At 69.4% G+C, this 26723-nt stretch carries 23 protein-coding genes and 1 pseudogene; 12 read left to right on the forward strand and 12 right to left on the reverse strand.

The genetic code is table 11. From position 1 onward, the window contains the following. Positions 1–170 precede the first annotated feature (170 nt). Together aspS and OP79_RS13535 are read left to right on the forward strand one after the other, a co-directional pair. A complete protein-coding gene (gene aspS, locus OP79_RS13530) occupies positions 171–1934 on the forward strand; it encodes an aspartate--tRNA ligase (RefSeq protein ID WP_033320403.1) in 1764 nt (587 codons plus the stop codon). Between the two features lie 221 nt (positions 1935–2155). After that, entirely contained in the window at positions 2156–3133 is a 978-nt protein-coding gene (locus OP79_RS13535) for an intradiol ring-cleavage dioxygenase (protein WP_033320404.1), read from the forward strand. A gap of 88 nt (positions 3134–3221) precedes the next feature. On the opposite strand, the gene OP79_RS13540 is transcribed toward OP79_RS13535, so the two are convergent. Further along, on the reverse strand, positions 3222–3974 hold the full coding sequence (locus OP79_RS13540; RefSeq protein WP_033320405.1) for an aminoglycoside 3'-phosphotransferase: 753 nt from the start codon (positions 3972–3974) through the stop codon (positions 3222–3224). Positions 3975–3980: 6 nt separating this feature from the next. On the opposite strand from OP79_RS13540, the gene OP79_RS56925 reads away from it, so the two are divergent. The 6 genes from OP79_RS56925 (at position 3981) to OP79_RS13565 (ending at position 9938) form a co-directional block, all read left to right on the forward strand. Next, the gene (locus OP79_RS56925) at positions 3981–4181 is read left to right on the forward strand and encodes a hypothetical protein (RefSeq protein ID WP_245685313.1); all 201 of its coding nucleotides are present in this window, start codon (positions 3981–3983) and stop codon (positions 4179–4181) included. A gap of 46 nt (positions 4182–4227) precedes the next feature. Continuing rightward, positions 4228–4830 (forward strand): DUF4956 domain-containing protein, encoded by a 603-nt coding sequence (locus tag OP79_RS13545; RefSeq protein ID WP_033320406.1) that lies wholly within the window; start codon positions 4228–4230, stop codon positions 4828–4830. After that, a complete protein-coding gene (locus tag OP79_RS13550; RefSeq protein WP_033320407.1) occupies positions 4827–5609 on the forward strand; it encodes a polyphosphate polymerase domain-containing protein in 783 nt (260 codons plus the stop codon). The genes OP79_RS13545 and OP79_RS13550 overlap by 4 nt, the downstream gene beginning before the upstream one ends. After that, the gene (locus OP79_RS13555) at positions 5606–7462 is read left to right on the forward strand and encodes a carbohydrate-binding domain-containing protein (protein ID WP_078491775.1); all 1857 of its coding nucleotides are present in this window, start codon (positions 5606–5608) and stop codon (positions 7460–7462) included. The genes OP79_RS13550 and OP79_RS13555 overlap by 4 nt, the downstream gene beginning before the upstream one ends. 191 nt (positions 7463–7653) lie before the next feature. Further along, on the forward strand, positions 7654–8982 hold the full coding sequence (locus OP79_RS13560) for a pectate lyase family protein (RefSeq protein WP_033320569.1): 1329 nt from the start codon (positions 7654–7656) through the stop codon (positions 8980–8982). A gap of 245 nt (positions 8983–9227) precedes the next feature. After that, positions 9228–9938 (forward strand): class E sortase, encoded by a 711-nt coding sequence (locus OP79_RS13565; RefSeq protein ID WP_051744624.1) that lies wholly within the window; start codon positions 9228–9230, stop codon positions 9936–9938. Between the two features lie 60 nt (positions 9939–9998). On the opposite strand, the gene OP79_RS13570 is transcribed toward OP79_RS13565, so the two are convergent. From OP79_RS13570 to OP79_RS13585, 4 genes are all read right to left on the reverse strand, one after another. Further along, entirely contained in the window at positions 9999–10346 is a 348-nt protein-coding gene (locus tag OP79_RS13570) for a hypothetical protein (protein WP_033320408.1), read from the reverse strand. Between the two features lie 113 nt (positions 10347–10459). Continuing rightward, positions 10460–11344 carry an RpnC/YadD family protein gene (locus tag OP79_RS13575; RefSeq protein ID WP_033320409.1) on the reverse strand — a complete coding sequence of 295 codons (885 nt, stop codon included), beginning with the start codon at positions 11342–11344 and terminating at the stop codon, positions 10460–10462. A gap of 155 nt (positions 11345–11499) precedes the next feature. Then, positions 11500–12480 carry a helix-turn-helix domain-containing protein gene (locus OP79_RS13580; RefSeq protein WP_078491777.1) on the reverse strand — a complete coding sequence of 327 codons (981 nt, stop codon included), beginning with the start codon at positions 12478–12480 and terminating at the stop codon, positions 11500–11502. A 138-nt stretch (positions 12481–12618) separates the two neighbouring features. Continuing rightward, positions 12619–13179 (reverse strand): ATP-binding protein, encoded by a 561-nt coding sequence (locus tag OP79_RS13585; RefSeq protein WP_033320411.1) that lies wholly within the window; start codon positions 13177–13179, stop codon positions 12619–12621. A 286-nt stretch (positions 13180–13465) separates the two neighbouring features. On the opposite strand from OP79_RS13585, the pseudogene OP79_RS58510 reads away from it, so the two are divergent. Continuing rightward, a pseudogene (locus tag OP79_RS58510) lies at positions 13466–13621 on the forward strand (transcriptional regulator); the annotation flags it as partial. Next, the gene (locus OP79_RS13595; RefSeq protein WP_033320413.1) at positions 13618–13890 is read left to right on the forward strand and encodes a DUF397 domain-containing protein; all 273 of its coding nucleotides are present in this window, start codon (positions 13618–13620) and stop codon (positions 13888–13890) included. The pseudogene OP79_RS58510 and the gene OP79_RS13595, both read left to right, overlap by 4 nt. Before the next feature lie 57 nt (positions 13891–13947). Here OP79_RS13595 and metG read toward each other — a convergent pair whose 3' ends face one another. Both metG and OP79_RS13605 read right to left on the reverse strand, forming a co-directional pair. Then, positions 13948–15663: a methionine--tRNA ligase gene (metG, locus tag OP79_RS13600; RefSeq protein WP_033320414.1), complete on the reverse strand. Its 1716-nt coding sequence runs from the start codon at positions 15661–15663 to the stop codon at positions 13948–13950. Between the two features lie 152 nt (positions 15664–15815). Continuing rightward, a complete protein-coding gene (locus OP79_RS13605; protein ID WP_033320415.1) occupies positions 15816–17729 on the reverse strand; it encodes a VWA domain-containing protein in 1914 nt (637 codons plus the stop codon). A 263-nt stretch (positions 17730–17992) separates the two neighbouring features. Here OP79_RS13605 and OP79_RS13610 point away from each other — a divergent pair, with 263 nt between their 5' ends. Then, the gene (locus OP79_RS13610) at positions 17993–20071 is read left to right on the forward strand and encodes a PhoX family protein (protein ID WP_033320416.1); all 2079 of its coding nucleotides are present in this window, start codon (positions 17993–17995) and stop codon (positions 20069–20071) included. Positions 20072–20141: 70 nt separating this feature from the next. Here OP79_RS13610 and OP79_RS13615 read toward each other — a convergent pair whose 3' ends face one another. Beyond that, the gene (locus tag OP79_RS13615; protein WP_033320417.1) at positions 20142–21158 is read right to left on the reverse strand and encodes an endonuclease/exonuclease/phosphatase family protein; all 1017 of its coding nucleotides are present in this window, start codon (positions 21156–21158) and stop codon (positions 20142–20144) included. Positions 21159–21404: 246 nt separating this feature from the next. Continuing rightward, positions 21405–22193 carry an alpha/beta fold hydrolase gene (locus OP79_RS13620; RefSeq protein ID WP_033320418.1) on the reverse strand — a complete coding sequence of 263 codons (789 nt, stop codon included), beginning with the start codon at positions 22191–22193 and terminating at the stop codon, positions 21405–21407. Positions 22194–22280: 87 nt separating this feature from the next. On the opposite strand from OP79_RS13620, the gene OP79_RS13625 reads away from it, so the two are divergent. Beyond that, positions 22281–23684: an aminotransferase-like domain-containing protein gene (locus OP79_RS13625; RefSeq protein WP_033320419.1), complete on the forward strand. Its 1404-nt coding sequence runs from the start codon at positions 22281–22283 to the stop codon at positions 23682–23684. Here the strand turns inward: OP79_RS13625 and OP79_RS13630 are convergent. The 3 genes from OP79_RS13630 to OP79_RS13640 form a co-directional block, all read right to left on the reverse strand. After that, entirely contained in the window at positions 23599–24498 is a 900-nt protein-coding gene (locus OP79_RS13630; RefSeq protein WP_033320420.1) for a hypothetical protein, read from the reverse strand. The genes OP79_RS13625 and OP79_RS13630 overlap by 86 nt on opposite strands. 106 nt (positions 24499–24604) lie before the next feature. After that, positions 24605–25456 (reverse strand): ABC transporter permease, encoded by an 852-nt coding sequence (locus OP79_RS13635; RefSeq protein ID WP_033320421.1) that lies wholly within the window; start codon positions 25454–25456, stop codon positions 24605–24607. Then, a complete protein-coding gene (locus tag OP79_RS13640) occupies positions 25453–26487 on the reverse strand; it encodes a daunorubicin resistance protein DrrA family ABC transporter ATP-binding protein (RefSeq protein WP_033320422.1) in 1035 nt (344 codons plus the stop codon). The genes OP79_RS13635 and OP79_RS13640 overlap by 4 nt, the downstream gene beginning before the upstream one ends. Positions 26488–26723: the final 236 nt, after the last annotated feature.

A 26723-nucleotide genomic window follows, 5' to 3' on the forward strand; every position in this document is an offset into this window, starting at 1 on the left:
TGACCGGCCCGTGATGGTCGTGACCCGCTCGTAATGGTGGGGAGGCGGGCTTGGGCTCCCCGGTACGCTTGGGTCTGTGTTTCACGTGAAACACAGACCGTGACAACACGGGCCGTGACATACAGGCCGTGACACACAGACCCCGATCCGCGAAGACTGGATGAACGACGATGCATCGGTACAGGTCCCACACCTGCGGCGAGCTCCGCGCCTCTGACGTCGGCAGCGACGTCCGGCTGAGCGGCTGGCTGCACAATCGGCGCGACCTGGGCGGCATCCTCTTCATCGATCTGCGCGATCACTACGGCATCACGCAGCTGGTCGCTCGCCCCGGCACGGCCGCGTACGAGGCGCTGGACAAGCTCTCCAAGGAGTCGACCGTCCGCGTCGACGGCAAGGTCGTCTCGCGCGGGGCGGAGAACATCAACCCGGACCTGCCGACCGGTGAGGTCGAGGTCGAGGTGAGCGAGGTCGAGCTGCTCGGTGCCGCCGCCCCGCTGCCCTTCACGATCAACACCGAGGACGGTGTGAACGAGGAGCGGCGCCTGGAGTACCGCTTCCTGGACCTGCGCCGCGAGCGCATGCACCGCAACATCATGCTGCGTACGGCGGTCATCTCCGCGATCCGCAACAAGATGACGACCCTCGGCTTCAACGAGCTGGCGACCCCGATTCTGACGGCCACCTCGCCGGAGGGCGCCCGCGACTTCGTCGTCCCGTCCCGTCTGCACCCGGGCAGGTTCTACGCCCTTCCGCAGGCCCCGCAGCAGTTCAAGCAGCTGCTGATGATCTCCGGCTTCGACCGCTACTTCCAGATCGCGCCCTGTTTCCGCGACGAGGACGCGCGCGCGGACCGTTCGCCGGGCGAGTTCTACCAGCTCGACGTGGAGATGTCCTTCGTCGAGCAGGAGGACGTGTTCCAGCCGATCGAGCAGCTGATGACGGAGCTGTTCGAGGAGTTCGGCAACGGCCGCCATGTCACTTCCCCCTTCCCGCGGATCCCGTTCCGTGAGGCGATGCTGAAGTACGGCTCCGACAAGCCGGACCTGCGGGCCCAGCTGGAGCTGGCCGACATCACCGACATCTTCGAGGGCTCGGAGTTCAAGGCCTTCGCGGGCAAGCACGTACGGGCGCTGCCGGTGCCGGACGTGTCCTCGCAGCCCCGTAAGTTCTTCGACCAGCTCGGTGACTACGCCGTCTCGCAGGGTGCGAAGGGCTTGGCGTGGGTGCGGGTCGCCGAGGACGGCTCGCTGACCGGCCCGATCGCGAAGTTCCTGACGGAGGAGAACGTCGCGGAGCTGACGAAGCGGCTGTCTCTCGCCGCCGGTCACGCGGTGTTCTTCGGCGCGGGCGAGTTCGACGAGGTCTCGAAGATCATGGGCGCGGTGCGGGTGGAGGCCGCTCGTCGCGCGGGTCACTTCGAGGAGGACGTCTTCCGTTTCTGCTGGGTCGTGGACTTCCCGATGTTCGAGAAGGACGAGGAGACGGGGAAGATCGACTTCTCCCACAACCCCTTCTCGATGCCGCAGGGCGGAATGGAAGCCCTGGAGACGCAGGACCCCCTCGACATCCTGGCCTGGCAGTACGACATCGTCTGCAACGGCGTCGAGCTGTCCTCCGGCGCGATCCGGAACCACGAGCCGGACATCATGCTGAAGGCCTTCGGTATCGCGGGCTACGAGGCGGAGACCGTCGAGCGTGAGTTCGCGGGCATGCTCCGCGCGTTCCGCTTCGGCGCCCCTCCGCACGGCGGCATCGCGCCGGGCGTCGACCGGATCGTGATGCTCCTGGCCGACGAGCCCAACATCCGCGAGACGATCGCCTTCCCGCTCAACGGCAACGCCCAGGACCTGATGATGGGCGCGCCGACGGAGCTGGAGGAGGCGCGGCTGCGGGAGTTGCACCTTTCGGTGCGCAAGCCGCAGCCGAAGTAGCTCCGCTGGGAGGGCAGTTCGAAGCTGCGGGTTCATTGTGGCTGGTCGCGCAGTTCCCCGCGCCCCTAAGAGGCCTGCGGCCTCCTTAGGGGCGCGGTGTGGCTCGGAACCGACGTCGGTTCCGAGCCGCTTTCGCGTGTGCGGGCAACCTGTGAGAGTCCCGTGGAATTGCACAGTCCGTACCCATGTTGCTGACAGGTGCCGTCCCTAACGTCCTGCCCATGACTGGGACCGAGCCTCACAAGACTCAACAGCCAAAGCACAAACGGAACTTGACGCGACGCAAGGTCATCGTGGCGGGTGGCGCGGCGGTGGCCGCGGTGGGCGTCGGCGGTGGTATCGCCGCGAACGCGAACGCGGGCCAGACGACCGGCACGGGCAAGGGTGCCACCGCGAAGGCCGTCGGCAGCGCCGCGGAGGAGTGCTACAAGCTCACCTCCGAGACCACCGAGGGTCCGTACTACATCGACGCGGACAAGATCCGCCGCGACATCACCGAGGACAAGGAGGGCATCCCGATGACCCTCCGCATCAAGGTGATCGACTCCGAGAGCTGCAAGCCGATCCGGAACGCGGCCGTCGACATCTGGCACTGCGACGCGCTGGGCATCTACTCCGGTTACGAGGACGTCTCCACCGGTGGCGGTGGCGGCGGTACGCCGCCCAGCGGCACCCCCTCCGACGCCCCGTCCGGTACGCCGACGGGCTCCCCGCCGGAGGGCGGCGGCGGTGGCGTGCACGAGGAGCCCACCGACGACGAGCGCTATCTGCGCGGCACCTGGCGGACGGACAAGCAGGGCTTCGTCACCTTCAAGACGATCTTCCCGGGCTGGTACCGGGGTCGCTGTGTCCACATCCACACCAAGGTGCACGTGGGCGGCGAGTGGACCGACGCCGGTTACGAGGGCGGCAACACCTGCCACACCGGCCAGTTCTTCTTCGACGAGGAGTCCGTGCTCGCCTCCGCCGAGGTCGAGCCGTACTCGACGTCGACGACGGAACGCACGACGCTCGAAGAGGACACGATCTACGACCAGAGCGGCACGACGGGCGGTCTGCTCAAGCTGAAGTACAAGAAGGGCGACATCGCCAAGGGCGTCATCGGCACCATCACGGTGGGCGTGGACCCGGAAGCGACGAACACGGGCACGGGCGACTCCGTCCAGCCGGGAGCCTCGGCGTCCGCTTCGGCGAGCTGACGCCGGTCTCCTCTCCGGCGAGCTGACGGACGTACGGCCCACTCACCACGGGCCCGGAACCCTCCCCTGGTTCCGGGCCCGTTCGAGCTCACGTAACGCTCCAAAGAAGCCGGTAGAAGTCGGTCCGTGCCGGGTCCGGAGCGATGCCGTACGCGTCGAGGAGGGTGTCGTCCCAGCCCGGGCCGTAGTTCCACTCGGTGCTCCAGGTGGCGACGGCCAGGTCGGCCCAGCGGTCGGCGAGGCCGAGAGCGCCCATGTCCACGTGAGCGGACCAGGAGCCGTCCTCGTGCAGCAGGGTGTTCGGGGCGCAGGGGTCGCCGTGGCAGACGACGAGGCGGTCGACCGGCGGCGGGTCGGGCAGGGCCGTGGGTGTCTTGATGCCTGCTCGCCGGGCATGTTCCAGACGGTGGTCGACCGACCAGCTGAACGGACAGTCGGACACGGGCAGTTGGTCGTGCAGGGCCCGTAGCCCCGCTCCCAGGGCACGTACCGCCGTGGCGGGATCCGCCTGCCACCGGGGACTGACGGCACTCTCGCCGGCCAGTGCGTACGTGACGAGCCAGGCTCCCTCCTCGTCGGCTCCGTGCTCCCGGACCCGAGGTACGGGCGTGAAGTCCCCGGCCCAGCGCAGCCGCTCCACCTCGGCGCCCAGGTCCAGGCCGGACCCCGCCGGCGCCCACTTGGCGAACAGCCGCCCCTGACCGTGGTCGTCGCCGATCCGGAAGGTCAGCCCGCCCAGCTGGTTCTGCCACACGGGCAACAGCGGCCGGTCTCCGGCCAGTTCGGCGATCGGCGCGGGCACGTGCACGGTGGAGGTCGGTGGTCCGGCGTAGGAGGGCATGGGCGCATGATTCCTGCCCACGGCTCCGCGAGCGAACGGTTTTCCGCGCTCGCCGCGCTCGCCGCGCTCGCCGCGCTCGCCGCGCTCGCCGCGCTCGCCGCGCTCGCCGCGCTCGCCGCGCTCGCCGCGCTCGCCGGTACTTCTCAAGCCGCCTTAAGGCAACCCAAAGGAACTTCACAGCCGGCCCCCGGATCGTCGTGTCCATGAGCGAACCCACCGCATACGACGAGAGACCCGGGAAGAGGCAACGGCCATGAAGCAGCTGGTACTTGTCGGGGCCGACCTGGTTGCCATAGCCGTCCTCACCTTCGCCGTGTACTTCCCGCGTCACCACCGCCGGGACCTGGTCACCGCCTTCCTCGGCGTGAACGTCGGCGTGCTCGCCGTGGCGATGACGCTCAGCTCTGCCTCGGTGGGGATCGGCCTGGGGATGGGGCTGTTCGGGGTTCTGTCGATCATCCGGCTGCGGTCGTACGAGATCGCGCAGCACGAGATCGCGTACTACTTCTCCGCACTCGCCATCGGCCTGCTTGCCGGGCTGCCGGAGACGGTGAACGTGCTGAACACCGCGCTGATGGCGCTCATCGTCCTCACCCTGTACGTCGGCGACCACCCCCGGCTGTTCCCGCGGCACCGGCAGCAGAGCCTGCGCCTGGACTCCGCGTACACCGATGAGGACGCCCTCCGCTCGCACCTCGAAGTGCTGCTCGGCGGGCGGGTGGTGAACCTGTCGGTGAAGGACCTCGATCTCGTCAACGACACGACCCGCGTCGAGGTCCGGTACGTCGTGTCCGGCACCGGTACGCGGCTTCCCGAGGAGCTCAAGTCGCCTTCCGCGCAAGAGGTTCGGTCATGACCTCCGTCGATCCCGTCGTGGCCGCGCTGCCGCCGATCGGGCTGGACGAACTCGTCGAGCGGGCCGGGCTGCTCACCCGCTTCGACCGCAAGTACATGCTGCCCGTCGCCGATCTGCCGTTCGTGCTCGCGGGATTGGACGATGACGTCCGGGTGCTCCAAATGGGCGGCGGACAGCGGGAGTTCGGATACCGGTCCGTCTACTTCGACACCCCCGGGATGGACGGATATCTGGCAGCCGCGCGTCGCCGCAGGCGACGGTTCAAGCTCCGCATCCGTACGTATCTCGATTCCGGTCAGCACTTCTTCGAGATCAAGACGCGCGGGCCGCGCGGCACCACCGTCAAGCAGCGCATTCCGTACGAAGGGGACTTCCGGCGGCTCGGGGGCGAGGCACGGGCGTATGCCGACACGGTGCTCGCCGAGGCCGGGATCAACTCCGGGGGTTTCCTGTTCGTCCCCACGCTCACCACGTTCTACCGGCGTACGACGCTGTTCTTCCCGGCCACCGGGAGCCGGCTCACCGTCGACACCGGGCTGACCTGGACCCTGCCCGACGGCACCGCCCTCAGGACCGATGACCGGGCCATCGTCGAGACCAAGTCGGGCCGGGCGGGCTCGGGCGCCGACCGGCTGCTCTGGTCGCTGGGGCACCGGCCGTGTCCCGTGTCGAAGTACGGCACCGGGCTCGCCGCCCTGCGCCCCGAACTCCCCGCCAACCGCTGGCTGCCCGTCCTGCGGCGCCACTTTCCCACCGCACTCCACGGGAGCCTCGTATGAGCAAGAAGACGCGTATGAACAAGAAGACTCGCATAAGCACGAAGATGAGAACGGCACGGCTGTTTCGTACGAAGGCGGCGGGCGCCCTCGCCTCGATGGCGCTGGCCACGGCGGTGCTGGCCGGGTGCTCGTCCGGTGACAGCGACAGCTCCTCCTCCGGCTCCGGCTCGGGTTCGAGCTCGGCCGAGTCGTCGGGCGCCGCGGCGGACGGGACGCAGACCGCCGCCGCCGTCCTCGCCGACAACAAGGCGGACCACGCCGAGGACGGTGACACGGACTGGGACGAGTCCGAGGCCGTGGACGTCGAGCTGAACGGCGACTCCGCCTCCGCCGAGGGGGACGGGGTCACGGTCGACGGGGCCACGGTGACCATCACCGCCGGCGGTACGTACCGGATCGGCGGAAGTCTCGGCGACGGGCAGATCGTCGTCAACGCCCCCGACGCGACCGTGAAGCTGGTCCTCGACGGCGTCGACATCTCCAGCTCCTCCGGCGCGGCGATCGCCGCCACCGCGGCGGAGAAGGTCGTGGTCGTCCTGGCCGACGGCAGCGAGAACACGCTCGGCGACACCGACTCGTACGCCGAGGACGCCGAGGCCAACGCCGCCCTCTACAGCGCCGGCGATCTCACCGTCGCGGGCGGCGGAACGCTCACCGTGCACGGCAACGGCAACGACGGGATCGCGAGCGCGGACGGCCTGGTCATCGCCTCCGGGACGGTCACGGTCGACGCCGTGGACGACGGAATCCGGGGCAAGGACTACCTCGTCGTGGGCGGCGGCAAGGTCACCGTCACCGCGAAGGGCGACGGGCTCAAGGCCGACAACTCCGAGGACGCGGACGCCGGTTACATCGCCGTCGACGGCGGCACGGTCACCGTGACCGCCGAGGGTGACGGTGTCGACGCGGCCTCCGACCTCGTGATCACCGGCGGGAAGCAGGACGTCACGAGCGAGGCCGCCGACGACACCTCCGCGCACGGGCTGAAGTCGGGAGTCATCACCGTTCTCGAGGGCGGCACCGTCGACGTGGACTCGTCCGCCGACGCCGTCCACAGCGACGCGGCCGTGCACATCAGCGGCGCCGACGTCACCGTCTCGGCCGGGGACGACGGCGTACACGCGGAGGGCGATCTGGTCGTCAGCAAGGGCGAGTTGAAGGTCACCGGGTCGACCGAGGGACTCGAGGGGAAGGACATCACGGTCAGCGGAGGCACGGCGACCGTCACGTCAAGCGACGACGGCATCAACGCGTCGGGCGGTACGACCACGTCGGACAGCGGCGGTGGGCAGGGCGGCCGGGGAGGTGGCGGCGGTGGTGAGTCGGCGGGCGACTACACCGCGAAGGTCACCGGCGGCACTCTCGTCATCAACGCCGACGGCGACGGCTTCGACTCCAACGGCACCGCCGAGATCACCGGCGGCACGGTCGTCGTCAACGGCCCGGAACAGGGCGGCAACGGCGCCCTCGACGTCAACGGCAGCTTCACCATCAGCGGCGGCACCCTCCTCGCCGCCGGCAGCGCGGGCATGGCGGTCGCCCCCGACAGCGAGTCCGAGCAGGGCTGGGTCTCGGCCACGCTCGACTCGACGGTGGAGGCGGGCACGACCCTGCACGTCGTCGACGCGGACGGCAAGGTCGTGGCCTCGTACGTCACCTCGAAGTCGATCCAGAACGTCGTCTACTCCGGAGACGGGATCGAGAGCGGTCAGGAGTACGCGATCCACGCGGGCGGCAAGACCTCGGGCGCCAGTACGGGAGGCCTGGCGGCCTCGGGCGAACTGGGCTCGGCTGAGGAGATCGCGACGGTGACGGCGGGCGAGGCTCCGGAGGGCGGCTTCGGCCGGCGGTGAGGCGAGAGGCGAGGGAGCACGCGTGTGAATGACCGTCAACCCCCGCCTGTCTTCCCCTACTTGCCTCTGCTTGGCGGCAACCTTTCCGTCGCCCGTGACCACAGATGAGTCGGAAGCCCTTCACCGGGCCTCCACGGACCATGTGCACGTTCCGCATCGCGTGCACCCGAACCATCCGTAAGGACTCATTCGTGGCATCCCCCTCCCACCGCCGGTCCCTCGGCCGGAGACGTACCGCGCTGGTCTCGGCCGCTGCCGTGGCGGCCGCCGGTCTCGGCGCCATCCCCTTCGTGATGAACGCGAACGCGACCCCCGTCGAGCTGGCCCGCCAGTCGCTGCCCGCCAAGGACGGCTGGGCGGCGAGCGGTTCCGGTACGACGGGCGGCTCGAAGGCCGACTCCGCGCACGTCTACACCGTCAGCACCCGCGCCCAGCTGGCGAAGGTGCTGGGCAAGGGCACCGACTCCACGCCGAAGATCATCAAGGTGAAGGGCACGATCGACGCGAACGGCGGCAGCAGCTGCGCCGACTACGCCGCCGGTACGGGTTACTCGCTGGCCGCTTACCTCAAGGCGTACGACCCGAAGACGTACGGCAAGAAGATGCCGTCCGGCACCCAGGAGAACGCCCGCGAGGCCGCCGAGGCCAAGCAGAAGAAGAACATCGTCTTCAAGGTGCCCGCCAACACCACCATCGTGGGCGTCCCGGGCACGAATGCCGGCATCAAGGGCGGCAGCCTCCAGGTGCAGGACGTGAAGAACGTCATCATCCGCAATCTCACCTTCTCCGCCACCGAGGACTGCTTCCCGCAGTGGGACCCGACGGATGGTTCGTCGGGTGAGTGGAACTCGAACTACGACTCGGTGACCCTGCGCGGCGCGACGAACGTCTGGGCCGACCACAACACGTTCACGGACGCGCCGAACTTCGACAAGTCGCTGAAGACGTACTTCGGCCGCAAGTACCAGATCCACGACGGCGCCCTCGACATCACCAACGGCTCCGACCTGGTGACCGTCGAGCGCAACGTCTTCACCTGCCACGACAAGACGATGCTGATCGGCAGCAGCGACTCCGACACCAAGGGCAAGCTGCGCGTGACGATCCACCACAACGTCTGGAACGGCGTCGTCCAGCGCGCCCCCCTGGCCCGTATCGGCCAGATCCACCTCTACAACAACCTCTACGACACGGGCACGCTGAACGGCTACCAGCCGAAGTACAGCATCGACTCCCGCGCCAAGGCCCAGGTCGTCGCTGAGCACAACGCCTGGAAGCTGCCGTCCGGCGCCAAGGTCGCCAAGCTCCTGAGCGGCGACGGCACCGGCTCGATCGCCGGCACCGGCAACCTCGTCAACGGCAAGACGACCGATATCGTCGCCGCGTACAACTCCGCGTCGTCGAAGAAGATCAAGACGACGGTGAACTGGAAGCCGACGCTCACCGCCGGGCTCCAGACCTCGGCGAAGAGCCTGCCGACGGAGCTGCTGAAGACGACGGGCGCGGGGGTTCTTCACTGACCTCGTAACTGACCTCGTGCTGATCGCCTCTGCGAGGGCACCGGTTGCGAAAAGCGTGAGCACTCTCCCGGAGAGTGCTCACGCTTCGCTCGTTTGAGCTCTTGGAGGGCATGCTCCCTCCGGGTGTTCACGCTTTTCACGCTGGCCTTCTGCAGCGGAGGCCGTGAGCTTCGACTCCAGGGGAACGCCTGTTCCGTTCTGGGCGTTGTTCTCTGTGTTGAGTCCCGGCTATCGGTCCGAGTGCCATGTCCCGTTCCCGAGTCTTTTCCGTCGCGCTCTCCAGCGCTGTCATCGTCGTGCTCGTCGGCTGTTCCACCGGCGGCGCGGAGGCGGGCGCCGATGCGCGTGCCCCGAGCCCGCCGTCCACCACCGCAGAGCCGACGACCACCCCCGCCGAGCCCTCACGGGACAGCCCTTCTCCCACACCGACCCCCTCCAAGCCCAGCACCCGGACCCAGACGGCGTCGCTCACCATCCCGGAGATCGGCCTCAAGAACCTGCGCGTCGTCCCCTACGAGGGCACGACGGACGACTGGCCGGGCACAAGGATCCAGAACGAGGGCGTCGCCGCCAGCCCGTACGGCAGCCGCGGCGGCGTCGGCCCAGGCGAGATCGGAAACTACCTCGTCACGGCCCACCGCCTCTCCGCAGGCGGCCCCTTGCGCGACCTCCCAGCCCTCGACAAAGGCGACTCGGTGACCGTCACATCGGGCGGCACGGTCTACGAGTACGAGATCACCGACACCAGAAGCACATCCTTCCGCTCCGAGCGCTCCCTGGCCGAACAACGAGCCGCCGTCCCGGGCCACCCGGGCCGCCAGCCCACCGAAGCCATGATCACCATTTCCACCTGCGCAACACCCGAGGACGACGCGGCCGGAAATTTCTGGCGCGACGACAAGGGCAACCCCGAACACCGCATAGACAAGATCGGCGTGCTGACTTCGACGGAGTAGGAGGGGAAGCAGCGGTGCGGGCGGCTTCCTCCGCGTCGAAGGCATACTCCCACTTCCAGCTCACTCGCGTACTGCCTTCATGGCCTCGTCCAGAACGGTGCTCAGCTCCCGCAGGGCTTCCTGTGCGACGACGGGATCGTCGTGTTCCAGGTTGCTCTTCGCACGAGCATGGCGGGTGGACAGCTCGGGACGGCGGGCGATCTCGACGTCCCTGGCCCAGGCGAGGACCCAGCTCCGTACAGGACTCAGGGACTGCCACTCGACGGCCTTGGCGAAGGCTTCGTCCTTCGTGTTCTGCATCTCCTTCAGGCGACCGGGGTCGACGACGGCGAGAGCGGCGCGCAAGGCATCAGGAGTTGGTTCGGGGCGGGGGATCAACTCATGTTCGTGATCGGCCTGGGTGCTCATGGTGTCTGTCCTCCAGAGGGTGCCCTGGCCAGAGTCCTCGGCCGGATTCTGCGCCCGGCCCTGCCCGACCGCGAGTACCGCTGTCGGGCAGGGGTCTCCACCGACCTCCGTGGCTACTCGTCCGTGAAGATCTCGTCGGCGGAGCTGACGATGACGGCCCGCCGGAGCCACTGGCGCAGGGTCTCGGGGTCGTCGCAGTTGGTGATGCGCTCGCGGACTGCTTCGGGGACGTCGAGGCCGCGCACCTCAAAGACGTCCAGGATGTCGTCGGCTTGGCCCTGGGCCCGGCCCTGCTTCCGGCCTTCGTCGCGGGCTTCTTCAAAGATGGGCGACTTGTAGAAAGAAAGGTCCACGGCCACCAGTTTCCTCCAAAGTGCTGCGGCGGGCAGCTTGCCCAGGCCTTGAAAGATGATTTCGATTACGGGGTTCTTGACGGCGTCCGGAGTGTCCTGCAGAACGGCCGTCACTGCTTTGAGTATGGCTTCGATGTCCGGGTTCTTGCCGTGGGTGATGGCCGAGAGTGTGGCGAGGGCGAGGTCTTTGTGGACCTCGTCAGGGTCGGTGATCACCGGCATGTTGTGCGGGCCCGCGACGAGCGGGCGCAGGGTGAGCAGGGGCCACTGGGGAGGCCCGAAGGTGACCGGGCGCGCTGCCCACTCGGCGGTCGCCCGGTCCTGGCAGACGACCAGGAGCATCGGCTGCAGCCGGTATTTCGTGAGCAGGTACGAGGCGTAGTACGCCCAGCTCGCGGGCTTGTGCGGATCCTTGTTGCCCTGGGCCTCGACGGCGAGGAGAAGCGGCTCCTCATCCTCCGCCTCCAGCCGCAGCAACGTGTCGACGCGGCGTTCGAGCGGTTGGGTCTCGGTGAGATCGGTCGGCAGGATCGTGACCGAGGTGGGAGGGGTGAAGTGGACGCCGAGCACCTTGGACACCCCGGAGAAGAGGCCCGGGTGGTCTTGGAAGATGCGGTGCATCGCCTCGTGGGGCGAGTTGACCATGAGGGTTCCCTGTGAACGGGCGGACGGAAAGCTGATGGAAGTCGTTCGTGGCACATGCCATAGGCAAGTTCTGTGGCGAGCGTAGGGCAGTAACACGCCCTGAAAGAGGCCTAGTTGGTGATATTCACCCGCAGGGGTGAGCCTGTGGCGTTCCGTCAGACGGCTGTGAGGGCGGGTGGCCGGGCCTGGCGCTCGGTGCAGTTGCGGCAGCGGGTGCCGGGTTCGGGGGAGCGGAAGGCGGTGTCGCAGCCGTCGCAGTTGCGGAGGGGGTGCTTGACGGACGGGGGTGATTCGGGGGCGCGGTACGGAGGCAGGGGCGGGAGTTGGGCGGTGAGGCGGTGGGCCAGGAGGGCGGCCGGGCGGTAGAGGGGTTCGGGTGGCAGGTCGGTGGTCAGGGCGTGGCGTACGGCGGTGGGGGTGAGGTCGCGTTCCAGCCAGGCGGCGACGCCGGGGGCGAGGTGTTCGGCGTCGGTGGCGGAGAGGAGGAGGCGGGGGTCTTCGCGGCGGAGGCCGGCGAGGAGATCGATGGCTGTCTGGAGGAGGGCTGGGGAGGTGTACGCGGGCTGGGGTACGGCGGGCAGGGCGCGGCGTGGGGGTTTCTTGCGCTGTTCGGCCGCCCGTCGGGCCGGGGGCTTGGCCGGGGGTCCGGCCCGGCGGGCGGCCGGGGGTTGGGGGGCGTCGTCGGAGTCGGGTGCGTCGTCGGATGCGTCCCCGGGTTCGGTCGCGTCCCGGTGTTCGGATGCGTTCGCGTGCCGGCCGGGCTGGTTGCAGGAGACGGTGCGGGTGACGATGCGGCCGGTCGCGGTGCGTTCGCGGGTGCGGCGCAGGTAGCCGTGGGTTTCCAGTTCGCGTAGGGCGGCGGCGATGCGGGTGGGGCCCTCGGGGAAGCGGGCGGCGAGGGTCTTGATGTCGGCACGGGCACCGGTGGGGAGCGACTGGATGTGGACGGCGAGTCCGATGGCCAGCCCGGACAGTTGCGGGTGCTGGGCGAGGTGGTTGCCGATCACCGTGAAGCGAGTGGTGTGGCGGGAGTTGTCGTGGATCACGCCGCCCGCGGGGACGTTGCGGTGTGGGTGGTTTTTGCCCGTGGTACGGGTCTGGGCGTGCGGCTGCACGCTAGGGTTCTGCGTATCCATCAGGAAGGGGTCTTCTTCCTCGGTGGTCAGGCCCTCGCACTGGGATGCCAGTCCCGGCGGGGGCCGTCGCATGTCTGCTGTTGTCGCGCTGAGCGTAGAGCAGGCAACCCGTCCCAAAGCCAGCTGAGTTGGCGATGTTCACTCGTGCGAGTGAGCGGGGGCTGTGGGAGGGAGGGGTGGGGTTTGGTGGGGTTTCTTTCCCTCTCGTGGTTCTTTGGGAAGAGCGCCAGGCCCACCGGAGCACACGGCGCCAGGTTCCGGTGAGTGCGGTGCCGGTGTCAGGTCGAGTTCGGCCCAGACGGTTTTGCGGGGGGCGGGGCCCAGTTCGACGCCCCAGCGGTCCGCGAGGGCTTCGACGAGGAGCAGGCCGCGTCCGGACTCGGTGTCGGGGGTGGGTGGTTGGCGGCGGGGGAGGTCGTCACCGCGTGTGTCGGTCACCTCGATGCGGAGCATGTCGCTGCGGGCCAGGAGCGCGAGGCGGAAGGCCCGGCCGGTGACGCGGCCGTGGGTGGCGGCGTTCGCGCCGAGTTCGGCGACCACGTGCGCGGCCCGGTCGGCGACTCCGTACGGCAGGTCCCAGGTGCGCAGCCACTCGGTGGCGAGGAGGCGGGCGAGGCGGGCGCCGCGTGGGGTGGGCGACAGCAGGACGCTGAAGTGGCGGGCGGGGGCGTGGAGTTGGGTGGCGTTTTCCTTGTTCACATCACCGAGCGTGGCGGTGCATGTTTACCGTGAACAGTGACGAAGCCGGTACGTACGGTGACTGTCCGGAGCTTGTCCACTGCTGTCCGGGCCGTCGGAACCGGCCGTACGGGTATGGGCGTTGCGGCACGGAAGTACGACGGAGGGGCGCGGTATGTCGGTGGATGGCGAGGTACGACGGCTCAAGAGCGAGGAGGACGAGCCGGGTTGGGAGGTCGACCCGGACGACGACTGGGGTGTGGCGGTCATCGCGACCGTGGGACGGCAGCTGAAGCTGCGGCGGGAGGCGGTGGGGCGGTCCGATGGCGCGTTCAACGGTCGGCCGACCTCCGATCCGAAACAGCTCCGCATCCTTGAGTTGCGGTATGGCACCATCCGAGCTCAGGCCCTTCCGCCGAGGGAATCGCTGGCCTTCATCGAGCAACTGCTGGGAGAAACATGATCCGCAAGGTCTCCATCGGAGACGCTTCCGAGCTGAAGTGGTTCAAGAGCAGCTACAGCAGCGGCAACGAGGGCGACTCCTGCGTCGAAGTGGCGCTGGGCTGGTTCAAGAGCAGCTACAGCGACACCAGCAACCCGAATGACTGCGTCGAGGTCGCCACCACCCCCGGCACCATCCACGTCCGCGACTCCAAGAACCTCGAAGGCCCTCAGCTGGCGCTGGCCCCGGACGCGTGGGCGGACTTCGTCACCTACGCCTCAGGAAGCTGATCCTTCAAACGCAAGGGCCCGGTCACGTCGTACGACGTGACCGGGCCCTTGCGCTGGTTACTCCGCTGCGCCGCCGAAGCGCTCCTTGTACGTCTCCAGGTCCTCGTCCGTGATCTTGGCGAAGAGGACCGGGGGGACCGTGAAGGGAGTTCCGACCGGGACGGAGGTCAGGGCGTGGGCCTCCTCCGGCGTGACCCAGGCCGCCGTGTCGTCCGGCAGTGTGAACGCCGAGCGCATCGCCTTCGCCGAGGACGGGATGAAGGGCTCGGAGATGACCGCGTAGAGGTGGATGAGGTTCATGGCCGTACGGAGGGTCAGGGCCGCGCCCTCCGGGTTGGTCTTGATCTCCAGCCAGGGGGCCTTCTCCTCGAGGTACGAGTTGCCGGCCGACCAGAGCGCGCGCAGTGCGGCCGTCGCCTTGCGGAACTGGATGGCCTCCATCTGCTCCTCGTACTCCGCGAGGAGGCGGGCGATCTGCTCGCCCAGCCTGGCCTCCGCCTCGCCGGGCTCGCCGCCCGCCGGGACGTCGTCGCCGAAGCGCTTGCGGGAGAAGGACAGCACGCGGTTGACGAAGTTGCCCAGCGTGTCCGCCAGGTCCTTGTTCACCGTGGCCGTGAAGTGCTCCCAGGTGAACGACGCGTCGTCCGACTCGGGGGCGTTCGCCATCATGAAGTAGCGCCAGTAGTCGGCGGGGAGGATGTCGAGGGCGTCGTGGGTGAAGACGCCGCGCTGCTGCGAGGTGGAGAACTTGCCGCCGTAGTAGTTCAGCCAGTTGAAGGCCTTGATGACGTCGACCTTCTTCCACGGGGCGCGGGTGCCCAGCAGGGTCGCCGGGAACATCACGCTGTGGAAGGGGACGTTGTCCTTGCCCATGAACTGCGTGTAGCGGACGTCCGTCTCCGACTCCCACCACCAGGAACGCCAGTCGCGGTTCTCCGGGTCCTCGTCCGCCCACTCTTTCGTCGAGCCGATGTACTCGATCGGGGCGTCGAACCAGACGTAGAAGACCTTGCCGTCGGCGGCCAGCTCCGGCCATGTGTCGGCGGGAACCGGGACACCCCAGTCCAGGTCGCGGGTGATCGCGCGGTCGTGCAGCCCTTCCGTCAGCCACTTGCGGGCGATCGAGGAAGCCAGCACCGGCCAGTTGTCGGCGCGCTCGTCGACCCAGGCCTCGACCTCGCCGGCCAGCGCCGACTGGAGGAGGAAGAGGTGCTTCGTCTCGCGGATCTCCAGGTCGCTGCTGCCGCTGATCGCCGAACGCGGCTCGATGAGGTCGGTCGGGTCCAGTACGCGCGTGCAGTTCTCGCACTGGTCGCCGCGGGCCTTGTCGTAGCCGCAGTGCGGGCAGGTGCCGATGATGTAGCGGTCGGGAAGGAAGCGGCCGTCGGCGTTCGAGTACACCTGGCGGATGGCCCGCTCCTCGATGAAGCCGTTCGCCTTCAGCTCGCGGGCGATCTCCTGCGTGATGTCGCGGTTCTGCGGGGAGGAGCTGCGGCCGAAGTAGTCGAAGGCCAGCTCGAAGCCGTCGTACACCGCCTTCTGCGCGTCGTGCGCCTGCGCGCAGAACTCGTCGACCGGGATGCCCTGCTCCTTGGCCGCCAGTTCGGCCGGGGTGCCGTGTTCGTCGGTCGCGCAGATGTAGAGGACGTCGTGGCCGCGCTGGCGCAGGTACCGGGAGTAGACGTCCGCCGGGAGCATGGACCCCACCATGTTGCCCAGGTGCTTGATCCCGTTGATGTACGGAAGGGCGCTGGTGATGAGGTGTCGAGCCATTGCGGGTTGCTCCCGGGTCGCTACAGAGGGTGACGACGGCGAATGTGGGGTCGTCTATGGAACTTTGAAATCGTAGCCGACATGGGTGGGCCGCCCGCCTCCCGTTTTTCGGGGTGGGAAGCGGACGGCCCGGGTGGTGCGGGGTGGGGTGGTTACGGGCGCCAGTTCGCCAGTACGCCCTCGTAGAGCTCCTGGTCGGTCAGCTCGCGTGGGGTTTCGCCGGCCAGGAAGTGGGCCGTGTTGTCCGACTTGAGCTTGCGGAGGTAGTCGAAGGCCTTGTTCTCCGGGTCACCGAAGGCGACGAAGGAGAAGAAGACGGCGGGGTGCTTCTTCGCCGCGTCCGTGAGGGACTGGGTGGCGGGGGTTCTGGCGTCCGGGGCACCGTCCGTCTGGAAGATCACGAGTGCGGGGTCCGTGGTGGCGGACTTCTCGTAGTGGCTGATGACCTCTTCGACGGCCGTGTGGTAGCTGGTACGGCCCATGCGGCCGAGCCCTGCGTGCAGGTCGTCGATCTTGTTCTCGTGGTCGGTGAGGGTGAGTTCGCCTGTGCCGTCGAGTTCCGTGGAGAAGAAGACGACGTGGACCTTGGCCTCGGGGTCGAGGTGGGCGGCGAGGGCGAGGGCCTGCTCGCCGAGGGCCTGGGCGGAGCCGTCCTTGTAGTACGGGCGCATGGACGCGGAGCGGTCCAGGACGAGGTAGACCTTGGCGGTCGTGCCGGTGAGGTTGCGGGTGGTGAGGGTTTCGCGGGCGGCGTTGTAGGCGGTGAGGAGGGTGGCCGGAACGGTTTCGCCTCCGGCTGCGGGTTCGTCGGTCTTGACGGCCTCGGCTTCGCCTTCGGCCTTGTCGTTCCCACCCGCACCACCCGTGGCGGATTCGTTGTCGGGTGCGGGTGGCCCCTGTGGGGCCTGATCGCCGTCGGCGGCCGCGGGCTCGTCCGCCTGGGCGGCGACAGGGGTCGGCTCGGCTTCGGGTGCCACCTCGGCGGCGGCAGGCTCCGGCTCGGGCCCCGGGCTGACGTCTGCGACGACCGCCTCCGGCTCGGGTGCGGGCAGGACTTCCGGTGCCGCCTCGGCGGCGACCGGCTCTGCCTCCGGCGCGGGTGCCGGTGTCGCCGCAGCGGCGACCGGCTCGGGCTCGGGGACGGCTTCCGAAGTCACCTCAGCGGCGACCGGCTCGGGCTCGGCCTCCGGCTCGGGTTCCGGAGCCGCCTTGGCCGCGGCGGGCTCCGGCTCGACGACCGGCTTCGGCTCGGGAGCGGGCTCGGTTTCAGCCTCCGGCTCGGGAGCGGGTGCCGGTGTCGCCTCAGCGGCGGGCGCAGGCGCGGGCTCGGCTTCGGCCTCCGGCTCGGGTTCCGGAGTCACCTCGGCCGCGACGGGCTCGGGCTCCGGCTCGACGACCGGCTCCGGCTCTTCGGCGACAACCTCGGGCTCCGCCTCAGTCGCCGCAGGCTCCGGCTCAGGAGCCGCCTCGGGCACCGGCTCCTCGGCGACAGCCTCAACCTCGGGCTCCGCCTCTGTCACCGGGGCCTTCTCCGCCACAGGCTCCGGCTCGACCTCGGCCGCCGCAGGCGTCTGCTCCGCCTCGACCTCCGGCTCGACGACCGGCTCCTCGGCGACAGCCTCAACCTCGGGCTCCGCCTCTGTCACCGGGGCCTTCTCCGCGGCAGGCTCCGCCTCCGGCTCAGCCGCCGCAGGCGTCGGCTCAGCCTCACGTTCCTGCTCCCGCGCCGCAGGCACCGGCACAGTCACGTTGTCGAACGCCGCCGACACCAGGTCGTCCACCGCCGACCCCTTGGGCTCAGCCGCCGATGCCGGCACCGAAGTCTCCGGCGCGGAAGCCGACCGTTCAGCCGCCGCAGGCACCGACACCGACACCGGTTCGGACGCCCGCTCCGGCGCCGGAGCCGGGACCGAAGCCGACCGCTCCGCTTCCGCTGCCGGAGCCGAAGTCGCCCGTTCAGCCACCGGAGGCGTCTGCTCAGCTGCCGCAGGCACGTCGGCACCCTCGGAGGTGCGCCCCTTGCGTGACTTTCCGAATGCGTTTCGCAGGAGGTTGAGAATGCCCATGTGCGCAACCCTTCGCATGAGGTCTTTCCGTCAATCCCTGGCCAGGACGGACACGTAAGGTTAGCCGCCAGGTTGGAAGATCTACTTCAGGGTCGGACCTTCAAACGGGCCTCGACCCCACCTTGAGCCGGACCGCAGACGTCAACGCCGTATCAAAGCCGCATCAACTCCCCCACGTTCACTCCTCGTTCACCTGAAGGCAGTGTGGCCGAACGCGCGTGCCCCTAGCGTCACGCCCGACCCAGGAAATATTGGGAGGGACCGTGCGCAACCTGCTGCCACTGATCGGCTCGACCGGCTCACACCCCGGTGGCCGTTCGGCGATGACCTGTAGATTCCGGTGTGGTGACGCCTGCTTCCACGAGGTGCCCAACACCACCACCAACGAGTACGTCGGCGATGTCATCGCCGGTGCGCTCAGCCGCCGCTCCATGATGCGCGCCGCCGCCGTGGTGACGGTCGCGTCGGCAGCCGGGGGTGCGGTCGTCGGCGCCGGCGCCCCGGAAGCCGTCGCGCAGACCGCCGAGGGCGCGACCCCGGCTTCGTACAACAAGGGCGGTAAGGGAGCACGCGGCCTGAGGTTCACGCCCGTCGCGCCGAACACCGCCGACACCGTGACCATCCCCGAGGGCTACGCCCAGAACGTGGTCATCCGCTGGGGCGAGCCCATCCTCCGCGGCGCCCCCGCCTTCGACCCGGACAAGCAGAGCGCCAAGGCGCAGTCGGGCCAGTTCGGCTACAACTGCGACTACCTCGGCCTGCTCCCGCTGCCGGGCGAGCGCGGCCGGCAGGTGCTCGTGGCGAACCACGAGTACACCGACGAGATCCTGATGTTCAAGGGCTACGACGACGCCGCGCCCACCCGCGAGCAGGTCGAGATCGCCTGGGCGGCGCACGGTCTGTCCGTGGTCGTGGTGGAGGAGGACCGCAAGAGCGGCAAGCTCACCCCCGTACCCCGCCACCACCTCAACCGTCGCGTCACCGCGACCACCGAGTTCAAGGTCACCGGTCCGGCCGCCGGCTCCGACCTCCTCAAGACCTCCGCCGACCCGACCGGCACGAAGGTCCTCGGCACGCTCAACAACTGCGCGGGCGGCGAGACCCCCTGGGGCACGACGCTGCACGGCGAGGAGAACTTCAACCAGTACTTCGCCAACAGCAGCCGGGCGACGGACAAGCGCTACGGCATCGGCACCGCCGCCTCCGAGCGCAAGTGGGAGCTGTTCGACAAGCGGTTCGACGTGGCCAAGGAGCCGAACGAGGTCCACCGCTTCGGCTACGTCGTCGAGCTCGACCCGTACGACCCCACCTCCACGCCCCGCAAGCGCACCGCGCTCGGCCGCTTCAAGCACGAGGGCGCGACCGTCCGCCTCACGCACGACGGCCGCCCGGTCGTCTACACCGGCGACGACGAGCGCTTCGACTACTTCTACAAGTTCGTCGGCAGCAAGCGGATGGCCCACGGCCACAGCCGCCGGGCCCGCGAGCACAACCTGACGCTCCTCGACGAGGGCACGCTGTACGTCGCCAAGCTCACCGGAGACTCCCCGGCGATCGAGATCGACGGCACGGGCAAGCTGCCGAACGACGGCGAGTTCGACGGCAGCGGTACGTGGATACCGCTGGCCACCGCCACCGCGAAGGGTGCCGTCTCGCACGTCGAGGGCATGACCGCCGAGGAGGTCTTCGTCTTCACGCGCCTCGCCGGTGACAAGGTCGGTGCGACCAAGATGGACCGGCCCGAGGACATCGAGCCGAACCCGCACACCGGCAAGGTGTACGTCGCCCTCACCAACAACTCCAACCGCGGTGTCGGTACGAACGCCAAGGCCGACGAGGCCAACCCGCGCAACGCCAACAAGCACGGCCACGTCCTCGAGCTCACCGAGCGTTGGAACCGCCCCGAGAGCACGAGCTTCGCCTGGTCGCTGTTCCTCGTCGCGGGCGACCCGAAGGACCCGGCGACCTACTTCGCGGGCTTCCCGAAGGACAAGGTCAGCCCGATCTCCTGCCCGGACAACGTGGCCTTCGACCGGTACGGCAACCTGTGGATCTCCACGGACGGCGCCCAACTCGGCTACCACGACGGTCTGTTCGGCGTAGCTACGCGCGGTGACCGGCGCGGTGAGCTGAAGCAGTTCCTCACCATGCCGAACGGTGCCGAGACCTGCGGCCCGATCGTCCAGGACCGCCGCGTCCTGGTCTCGGTCCAGCACCCGGGCGAGATCGACGACGCCACCGTCGAGAACCCCGCGAGCACCTGGCCCGACGGCCCGGGCACGTACGTCCGCCCGTCGGTGGTCGCGGTGTACCGCAAGGACGGCCGCGACATCGGCGTCTGAGCTCAACGTCAACTTCTGACGTGTACGTGTGTGGGCCGCCCTTCCTGCAGAGGGGCGGCCCACACCGCGTTCAGTCCTGCTCGTGGAGGGTCAGGTCCAGGAGGAGGGAGCGGTGGTCCGAGTTCTTCAGGTCCAGGAAGCGGGATCTGTCCGCCGCGAAGTCCTCGGAGACCAGGATGTGGTCGATCTGGGTGCCGAAGGCCGGGAGCGTACGGGCCGGCCAGGTCGGGGTGCGGGCCTCGCCGGTGAGGCGGGCGCCGTCGCGCAGGCCCGTGTCCAGGATGCGGCGGAACGCGGCGTGGTCCTGGGAGGCGTTGAAGTCGCCCGCGAGGATGGTGGGGCGGGTCCTGTCCGCGGCGGCGTAGTCGCGCAGCGCGTCCAGTTCCCTCTGCCAGTCGTCCACGTGGGCCGGGAGCGGGGGCATGGGGTGGGCGAGCTGGACCCTCACCTCGCGGCCCTTCACATCGGCGATCGCGCCGGGCATGCCCATGGTGCCCTTGACGCCGGGGGCCGGCTTGAGGGGGTACCGGCTGAGGATGACGGAGCCGTCTGAGCCGTAGCCCTCCACGGCCTGGCGGTAGGGGTACGTCTCCCTGGCCCCCTCCGCCCGGAAGGCCCGCGTCAGCTTCTCGTCGCAGGTGACCTCGCACTCCTCGACGAAGACGAGGTCCGGCTTTTCGCTCCGTACGATCTCGATCAGTTCGTCGGTGGCCTGACCGAACTCGACGTTCGACGTCAGCACGCGCAGCTCCGCGACCGGGGTGCCCTTCGGCTCGCTCGTCTTCCCGTACGGCTCGATGAACCAGGCGATCGCCGCGGCCGCGAGCACGCCCCACACGAGGCCGACGCGCCAGCGGGCGAGGCCGGCGAGGAGAAGGGCGAGGCCGGTGGGGGCGAGCAGCCAGGGCAGGAACGCGATGACCTGCGGTACGGGGGTGATGCCGTCCGTGTCGGCGATCCGGCACCCTACGACGATGCTCACGCCGAGGAGCAGCAGGGCGGCGATCCAGGCGCCTGCCGCACGCCCGGGCCGTCGCGCCACCGGGGCATCGGCCCACTCGTCCGCCTCAGCCGTAGCAGTACCCAAAGTCCGCACCTTCCGTTCTGCCTGGATCCTCCCTCAAAGACGGGGTGGGTGGGGGGAGGGTTCCTTTCCCCGGGCCCGCCCCTTCCCGAAACTGAGGGCTGCGCCCCAGGCCCCGCTGCCTCCGGCGGGTGGGGCGCCTAGCGGGGTGGGGGGTTGGAATCGTGCGCGGGTGCGGGTTCGTTGTGGCTGGTCGCGCAGTTCCCCGCGCCCCTGAAGGGGCGCTCCCGGAGCCGCCAGCCGCCCCGCTCAAGCAGAGCCGTCGACGTGACCCAAGAACGTCGCCAGCGCCCCGTTGAACTCCCCCGGACGTTCCAGGTTCGGCATATGTGCCGCCCGAGCAATGACGTGGAGCGTGGAGTAGGGGAGCGCTTCGGCCATCGTCTTCGCGTCCGAGACGGGGGTGTATTCGTCGTCCTCGCCCACCACCACCAGGGACGGGACCGTGACCCGGGTCAACAGGTCGCGGTAGTCGGGCCGTTCCGCCCGCCCCCGCAGGGCCGCTGCCGCGCCCGCCGGGGCCGTGGCGGTCATCATGCCGTGGACGTGAGCGGCCACGGACGCGTCGGCGTACGGCGCGACCATCTTGTGCAGGACCTCGTCCGCGTAGCCGCGCATGCCCTCCTTCAGGAGTCGGTCAGCCATCTCGTTGCGGGACTTCTTGCCGGACGGAGTCTCCGGGGAGGCGAAGGTGTCGGCCAGGATCAGGCCCCGGATGCGGTCCGGGTACTGGGCGTAGCACTCCATGGCGATCTGGCCGCCCATCGACAGGCCGCCGAGGACGAAGTGCTCCACGTGCAGTTCGTCCAGGAGGGCCGCTATGTCCTCGGCGAACGTGGAGAGCGGCGTGAGGCCGGGGACGACCGGCGAGGCGCCGTAACCGCGCAGGTCCGGGGCGATCACCCGGCGCGTCGGGGAGAAGGCGCTCACCTGCGGTGTCCACATCGTGTGGTCGAAGGGGTGGCCGTGGATCAGGACAAGGGGCAGGGGGGTTGAGAGTTTCGCGCCTTTGTCCTCGTATGCGAGGAAGGGAGCCATGAGTGGACCCTAGGCGGCATCGACTACTCGGTGCAATGAGAACTTTGCCCTCGGTGCAATCCCGAGGGTGATGGGAGATGAGCGCGCGTGGAGGACTACCGGCGGATCGCCGACCGGCTGGCCGAGGAGATCCTCACCGGGCGGCTCAAGCCCGGTGAACGGCTGCCGCCGCAGCGGGTGTTCGCGCGGCGGCGCCGTATCGCGGGGTCCACGGCCGGGCGCGTGTACGCGGAGTTGGTGCGGCGAGGCCTTGTGGTCGGCGAGGTGGGGCGGGGGACGTTCGTACGGGCGGGGCCGGTGCCGTCGGGGCGGGCGCTGGCCGAGGAGGAGGGGGAAGAACAGGACAAGGCCGCCGGGCCCCGTATCAATCTGGAGCTCAACTACCCGTTCGCGGAAGGGCAGTCGGAGCTGCTCGCCGTCGGGCTCGCGCCCCTGTTGCGGGCCGACGTGCTGGCCGAGGCCACGCGTACGGTGCCCGCCACCGGCACGCTCGCCGCGCGCGAGGCCGTAGCCGGGTTGCTGGGCGGTCCGGGGTGGCGGCCCGACCGGGAGAGGGTCCTCTTCGCCGGGAACGCCCGCCAGGCCATCGCGGGCGCCCTCGCCTCACTCGTACGGCCCGGAGGACGCGTCGGCGTGGAGGCGCTGACGTATCCGCTGGTCAAGGAGATCGCCGCACGGATCGGCATCACGCTCGTACCGCTCCCCATGGACGAGGAAGGAATGCGGGCCGACGGCCTTGCCTCCGCCCATCGCGCCGCGCCGCTCTCCGCCGTGTACGTCCAGCCGACGCTCCACAATCCCACCTCCGTGACGATGGGGGACGGAAGGAGGCGTGAACTGGCCGGAACCCTGAGGGAGTTGAACCTTCCTGTCGTCGAGGACCGGATCTGGTCCTTCCTCCAGGACGGCCAGGCGGGCCCCACTCCCCTGGCCTCGTACGCCCCCGAGCGCACATACCTCGTCGACGGGCTGTCCAAGCGCGTCGCCCCCGGCCTCACGGTCGGTTTCCTCGTCGTGCCTCCGGGACGGGTGGGCACGGTCGCCGAGGCGCTGCGGTCGGGCGGGTGGACGGCTGGGCGGTTCGCGCTGGAGGCCGCAGTGCGGTGGATCGGCGACGGGACGGTCGAGCGGCTCGTCGCGGCCAAGCGGGCGGACGCACGGGCGCGGCAGCGGCTCGTCGAGGAGTGGCTGGGGGAGTTCGCGGTACGGGCCGATCCGTACGCGTACTACACCTGGTGGGAGCTGCCGCCGCCCTGGCGCGCGGACACGTTCACGGCTGCGGTGGCGGCACGCGGGGTGGCGCTCACGTCGGGGCGGGCGTTCGCTGTGGAGCCCCAGCGCACGCAGGCCCAGCGCGCCCGAACCGCACGTCCGACCACCATGCCGGGCTCCCCGGCGGACGCCGTCAGGCTCGGGCTCGCGTCTGTTTCCGTGCCGGTGCTGGAGGAGGCTCTGCGGATCGTGCGCGACGTCGCGCGACACGGTCCGTGAGCCAGGTCGCCGCCGCCACCGCGAGGCCGAGGACGAGGATGGTCCACGCCGCCGTGCGGAGCGTGGACGTGAGGGCGTCGTAGACCGTGGCCGCCGCGTCGCGGGAGACGTGGGGCGGCAGGTCGGCGAGGGTCACGGCGCGGCCCACCGCGGTCGCCAGGGTGAGGAGGGCGGCGCCCAGCGCCGTACCCAGTGCCGTCGCCATGATCGCGCGGCGGCGGCGTACGGCAAGGAGGATGCCGCCGACGGCCAGCGCCACCGCCGCGAGCGGCAGCCAGAAACCCGCGAACTCCAGCATGCGGAAACCCCGCCGGAGCGTGGCCACTTCCTGGCCCTCGAGGACCGTGATCTCGGTGTGTGTGACGGGGATGCGGTGTGCCAGCGGCACGCGGTCGGCGGCCAGTCGGTCCTTGAGCTGCTGTGTGACGGGCGCGAGATCGAGCGTGACCGTGTTGTCGTGCTCGCCGCGCAGGGCCCGTAGAACGGCGTCGTGCGCGGCCCGGTTCGCGGTGTCCCAGGCGGTGCGGAAGGCCGGCGTACCGGTGAAGGACAGCACCGCCTCGTGCACGAACCGCCGGAACTCGTCCTCGAGCGGCCCGGCCTCGACCTTGGCCATGATCCTGTCGGTGACGGTGTCCGTGACCGCCCCGCGCACATCGGGCCCGGTGGCGAGCGGCCCCATCGTGGCGACGTACCGCCGGGTGTCGCCGATCTCGTACTTCGCCCACGCCGAGAGCCCGCCGAGCGGCACGAGGAGGCAACCGAGGACGATCAGTACCGCCGAGAGGACTTTCCGAACACCGACTCTATCCACAGCTCAAGAAAGAACCCCGGCCGTGCCCCGTAGCCATCGGGGCACGGCCGGGGTGACTGCATCCGGACGTGGATTGCGTTCTTCCGGGGGACACCCCGGCCGGCTGTCACTTTCGGTTGTAGAGCCGCATCGTCACCGGTCCGAGCACCGCCACGAACACCGCCGCCCAGCCCAGCGTCCACGCGATCTCCTCGGTCGGCCAGGAGCCGCCCATCAGATCGCGGACCGCCGAGGCGACGTGCGTGATCGGGTTGTTGTTGACGAAGGCCTGCAGCCAGCCCGGCATCGTCTCGGGCTTGACGAAGATGTCACTGAGGAACGTCAGCGGGAACAGCACCATCATGCTGACGCTCATCACGCCCTTCTCCGTGCGCATCAGCAGACCGACCATCGTCCACACCCACGAGAAGGCGAAGCAGAAGACGATCAGCAGCACCACGCCCGCCACCACGCCGGGGAAACCGCCGTCCGGGCGGAAGCCCATGATCAGGCCGACCGTCAGCATCACGATCGACGCGAGCGTGTAGCGCAGGGCGTCACCGAGCAGATAGCCGACCATCGTCGACGGCCGCCAGATCGGCAGGGAACGGAAGCGGTCGAAGACGCCCTTCTCGATGTCGATGTTGATCGCGAGGCCCGTATACATCGTGATCATGGTCACGGACATCACGAGGATGCCGGGCAGCAGATACTGGATGTACTCGCTGGGGGAGCCGGCCAGGGCACCACCGAACAGGTACGTGTACATCAGCACCATCATGATCGGGAACGCCGTCACGTCGAACAGCTGCTCCGGTACGTGCTTGATCTTGAGCATCGCCCGCCAGCCGAACGTCAGCGAGGTCTGCAGCGCGTTCGGCCGCGGCGGCCGCTCCCGGGCGACGAGCAGTTCGGCCAGGCTTTCGGTGCGGACCGGGGCGAGTTCCGTGCTCTCGGTGGTCTGGGTCGCGGTGCTCATGCCGTGGCCTCCTTCGTCTGTGCCTCGTCGGTCGTCCGGTCGTGGTCGGTCGGGCTGCCGGTGAGGGCCAGGAACACCTCGTCCAGGCTCGGCTGTCCCAGCGAGAAGTTGTCGACGATGATGCCCGCGCGGGCGAGTTCGGCGAGGGCCCGGGAGGCCTTCTCGGAGGGGCCGACGCCGTTCGCCCCGCCGTTGCCGCCGACCCGGGCGGTCAGAGCCACCGGGTCGGGTTCCAGTTGTACGTCCGCGTCGAGGGCCTGCCTGAGCAGGAGCTCGGCGTCGGGACGCTTCTCTGCGTCCCGCAGCCGTACGTGCACGGCGCCCGCGCCGACCGAGGCCTTCAGCTCGCCCTTGGTGCCCTCGGCGATGACCTTGCCCTTGTCGATGACGGCGATCCGGGACGCCAGCTGGTCGGCCTCGTCGAGGTACTGCGTGGTCAGCAGCACCGTCGTGCCCTGGGCGACGACCGCCCGGACGATCTCCCAGACCTGGTTGCGGCTGCGCGGGTCGAGGCCCGTCGTCGGTTCGTCCAGGAACAGCAGGTCCGGGGTGTTGAGGATCGACGCGGCGATGTCGATACGGCGCCGCATACCGCCGGAGTAGTGCTTCACCTGGCGGCCGGCCGCCTCCGACAGACCGAAGGCGGCGAGGAGTTGGGCCGCTCGGTCGTACGAGGCCTTCTTGCTGTGGCCCGTCAGGCGGGCCAGCAGTACGAGGTTCTCCGTGCCGGTGAGGTCCTCGTCGACCGAGGCGTACTGCCCGGTGAGGCTGACCCGGCTGCGGACCGCGTCCGCCTCCCGTACGACGTCGTGGCCGAAGACGTGGGCCTCGCCGCCGTCGGGGCGGAGCAGGGTCGCCAGCATCCGTACCGTGGTCGTCTTGCCCGCGCCGTTCGGACCGAGCAGGCCGTACACCGTGCCCCTCTCGATGCGCAGGTCGACGCCGTCCACGGCGCGGTTGTCGCCGAAGGTCTTCACCAGGCCGGCGGTCTCGATGGCCGGCCCACCTCCGGCAAGGTGATCGCTTTTCATGTCCGCCCCATCCAGTCCTCTACGAGTGCTGAGCTGTCGTTGAGATGTAGACCCCCACCGGGCAGCAAACTCATCGTAGATTTCGGCACTGGATCCGTCGTGGGCTTTTTGTCCTAGTCCCAGGGCCGTCCCCGGGTGGTCCTCCGGCCCTCGGTCGCTGGAAGAAGTCATGCCGTGAAGGTAGAGGGCGTATAGGTCAGATCATGTCCTCCTTGCCTTGGTCGCCCTCGGTCTCC

Origin of the sequence: Streptomyces yerevanensis (assembly GCF_000716805.1) — a bacterium.
GTDB lineage: Bacteria > Actinomycetota > Actinomycetes > Streptomycetales > Streptomycetaceae > Streptomyces > Streptomyces flaveus.

What these genes read in the sequence shown, in the direction of transcription:
- aspS (WP_033320403.1), top strand. Translation starts at nt 171, where the DNA reads ATGCATCGGTACAGGTCCCACACCTGCGGCGAGCTCCGCGCCTCTGAC.
- OP79_RS13545 (WP_033320406.1), top strand. Translation starts at nt 4,228, where the DNA reads ATGAAGCAGCTGGTACTTGTCGGGGCCGACCTGGTTGCCATAGCCGTC.
- OP79_RS13620 (WP_033320418.1), bottom strand. Translation starts at nt 22,193, where the DNA reads ATGGCTCCCTTCCTCGCATACGAGGACAAAGGCGCGAAACTCTCAACC.
- OP79_RS56925 (WP_245685313.1), top strand. Translation starts at nt 3,981, where the DNA reads ATGATTCCTGCCCACGGCTCCGCGAGCGAACGGTTTTCCGCGCTCGCC.
- OP79_RS13550 (WP_033320407.1), top strand. Translation starts at nt 4,827, where the DNA reads ATGACCTCCGTCGATCCCGTCGTGGCCGCGCTGCCGCCGATCGGGCTG.
- OP79_RS13580 (WP_078491777.1), bottom strand. Translation starts at nt 12,480, where the DNA reads ATGGATACGCAGAACCCTAGCGTGCAGCCGCACGCCCAGACCCGTACC.
- OP79_RS13555 (WP_078491775.1), top strand. Translation starts at nt 5,606, where the DNA reads ATGAGCAAGAAGACGCGTATGAACAAGAAGACTCGCATAAGCACGAAG.
- OP79_RS13540 (WP_033320405.1), bottom strand. Translation starts at nt 3,974, where the DNA reads ATGCCCTCCTACGCCGGACCACCGACCTCCACCGTGCACGTGCCCGCG.
- metG (WP_033320414.1), bottom strand. Translation starts at nt 15,663, where the DNA reads ATGGCTCGACACCTCATCACCAGCGCCCTTCCGTACATCAACGGGATC.
- OP79_RS13535 (WP_033320404.1), top strand. Translation starts at nt 2,156, where the DNA reads ATGACTGGGACCGAGCCTCACAAGACTCAACAGCCAAAGCACAAACGG.
- OP79_RS13575 (WP_033320409.1), bottom strand. Translation starts at nt 11,344, where the DNA reads ATGGTCAACTCGCCCCACGAGGCGATGCACCGCATCTTCCAAGACCAC.
- OP79_RS13570 (WP_033320408.1), bottom strand. Translation starts at nt 10,346, where the DNA reads ATGAGCACCCAGGCCGATCACGAACATGAGTTGATCCCCCGCCCCGAA.
- OP79_RS13595 (WP_033320413.1), top strand. Translation starts at nt 13,618, where the DNA reads ATGATCCGCAAGGTCTCCATCGGAGACGCTTCCGAGCTGAAGTGGTTC.
- OP79_RS13565 (WP_051744624.1), top strand. Translation starts at nt 9,228, where the DNA reads ATGTCCCGTTCCCGAGTCTTTTCCGTCGCGCTCTCCAGCGCTGTCATC.
- OP79_RS13640 (WP_033320422.1), bottom strand. Translation starts at nt 26,487, where the DNA reads ATGAAAAGCGATCACCTTGCCGGAGGTGGGCCGGCCATCGAGACCGCC.
- OP79_RS13605 (WP_033320415.1), bottom strand. Translation starts at nt 17,729, where the DNA reads ATGGGCATTCTCAACCTCCTGCGAAACGCATTCGGAAAGTCACGCAAG.
- OP79_RS13635 (WP_033320421.1), bottom strand. Translation starts at nt 25,456, where the DNA reads ATGAGCACCGCGACCCAGACCACCGAGAGCACGGAACTCGCCCCGGTC.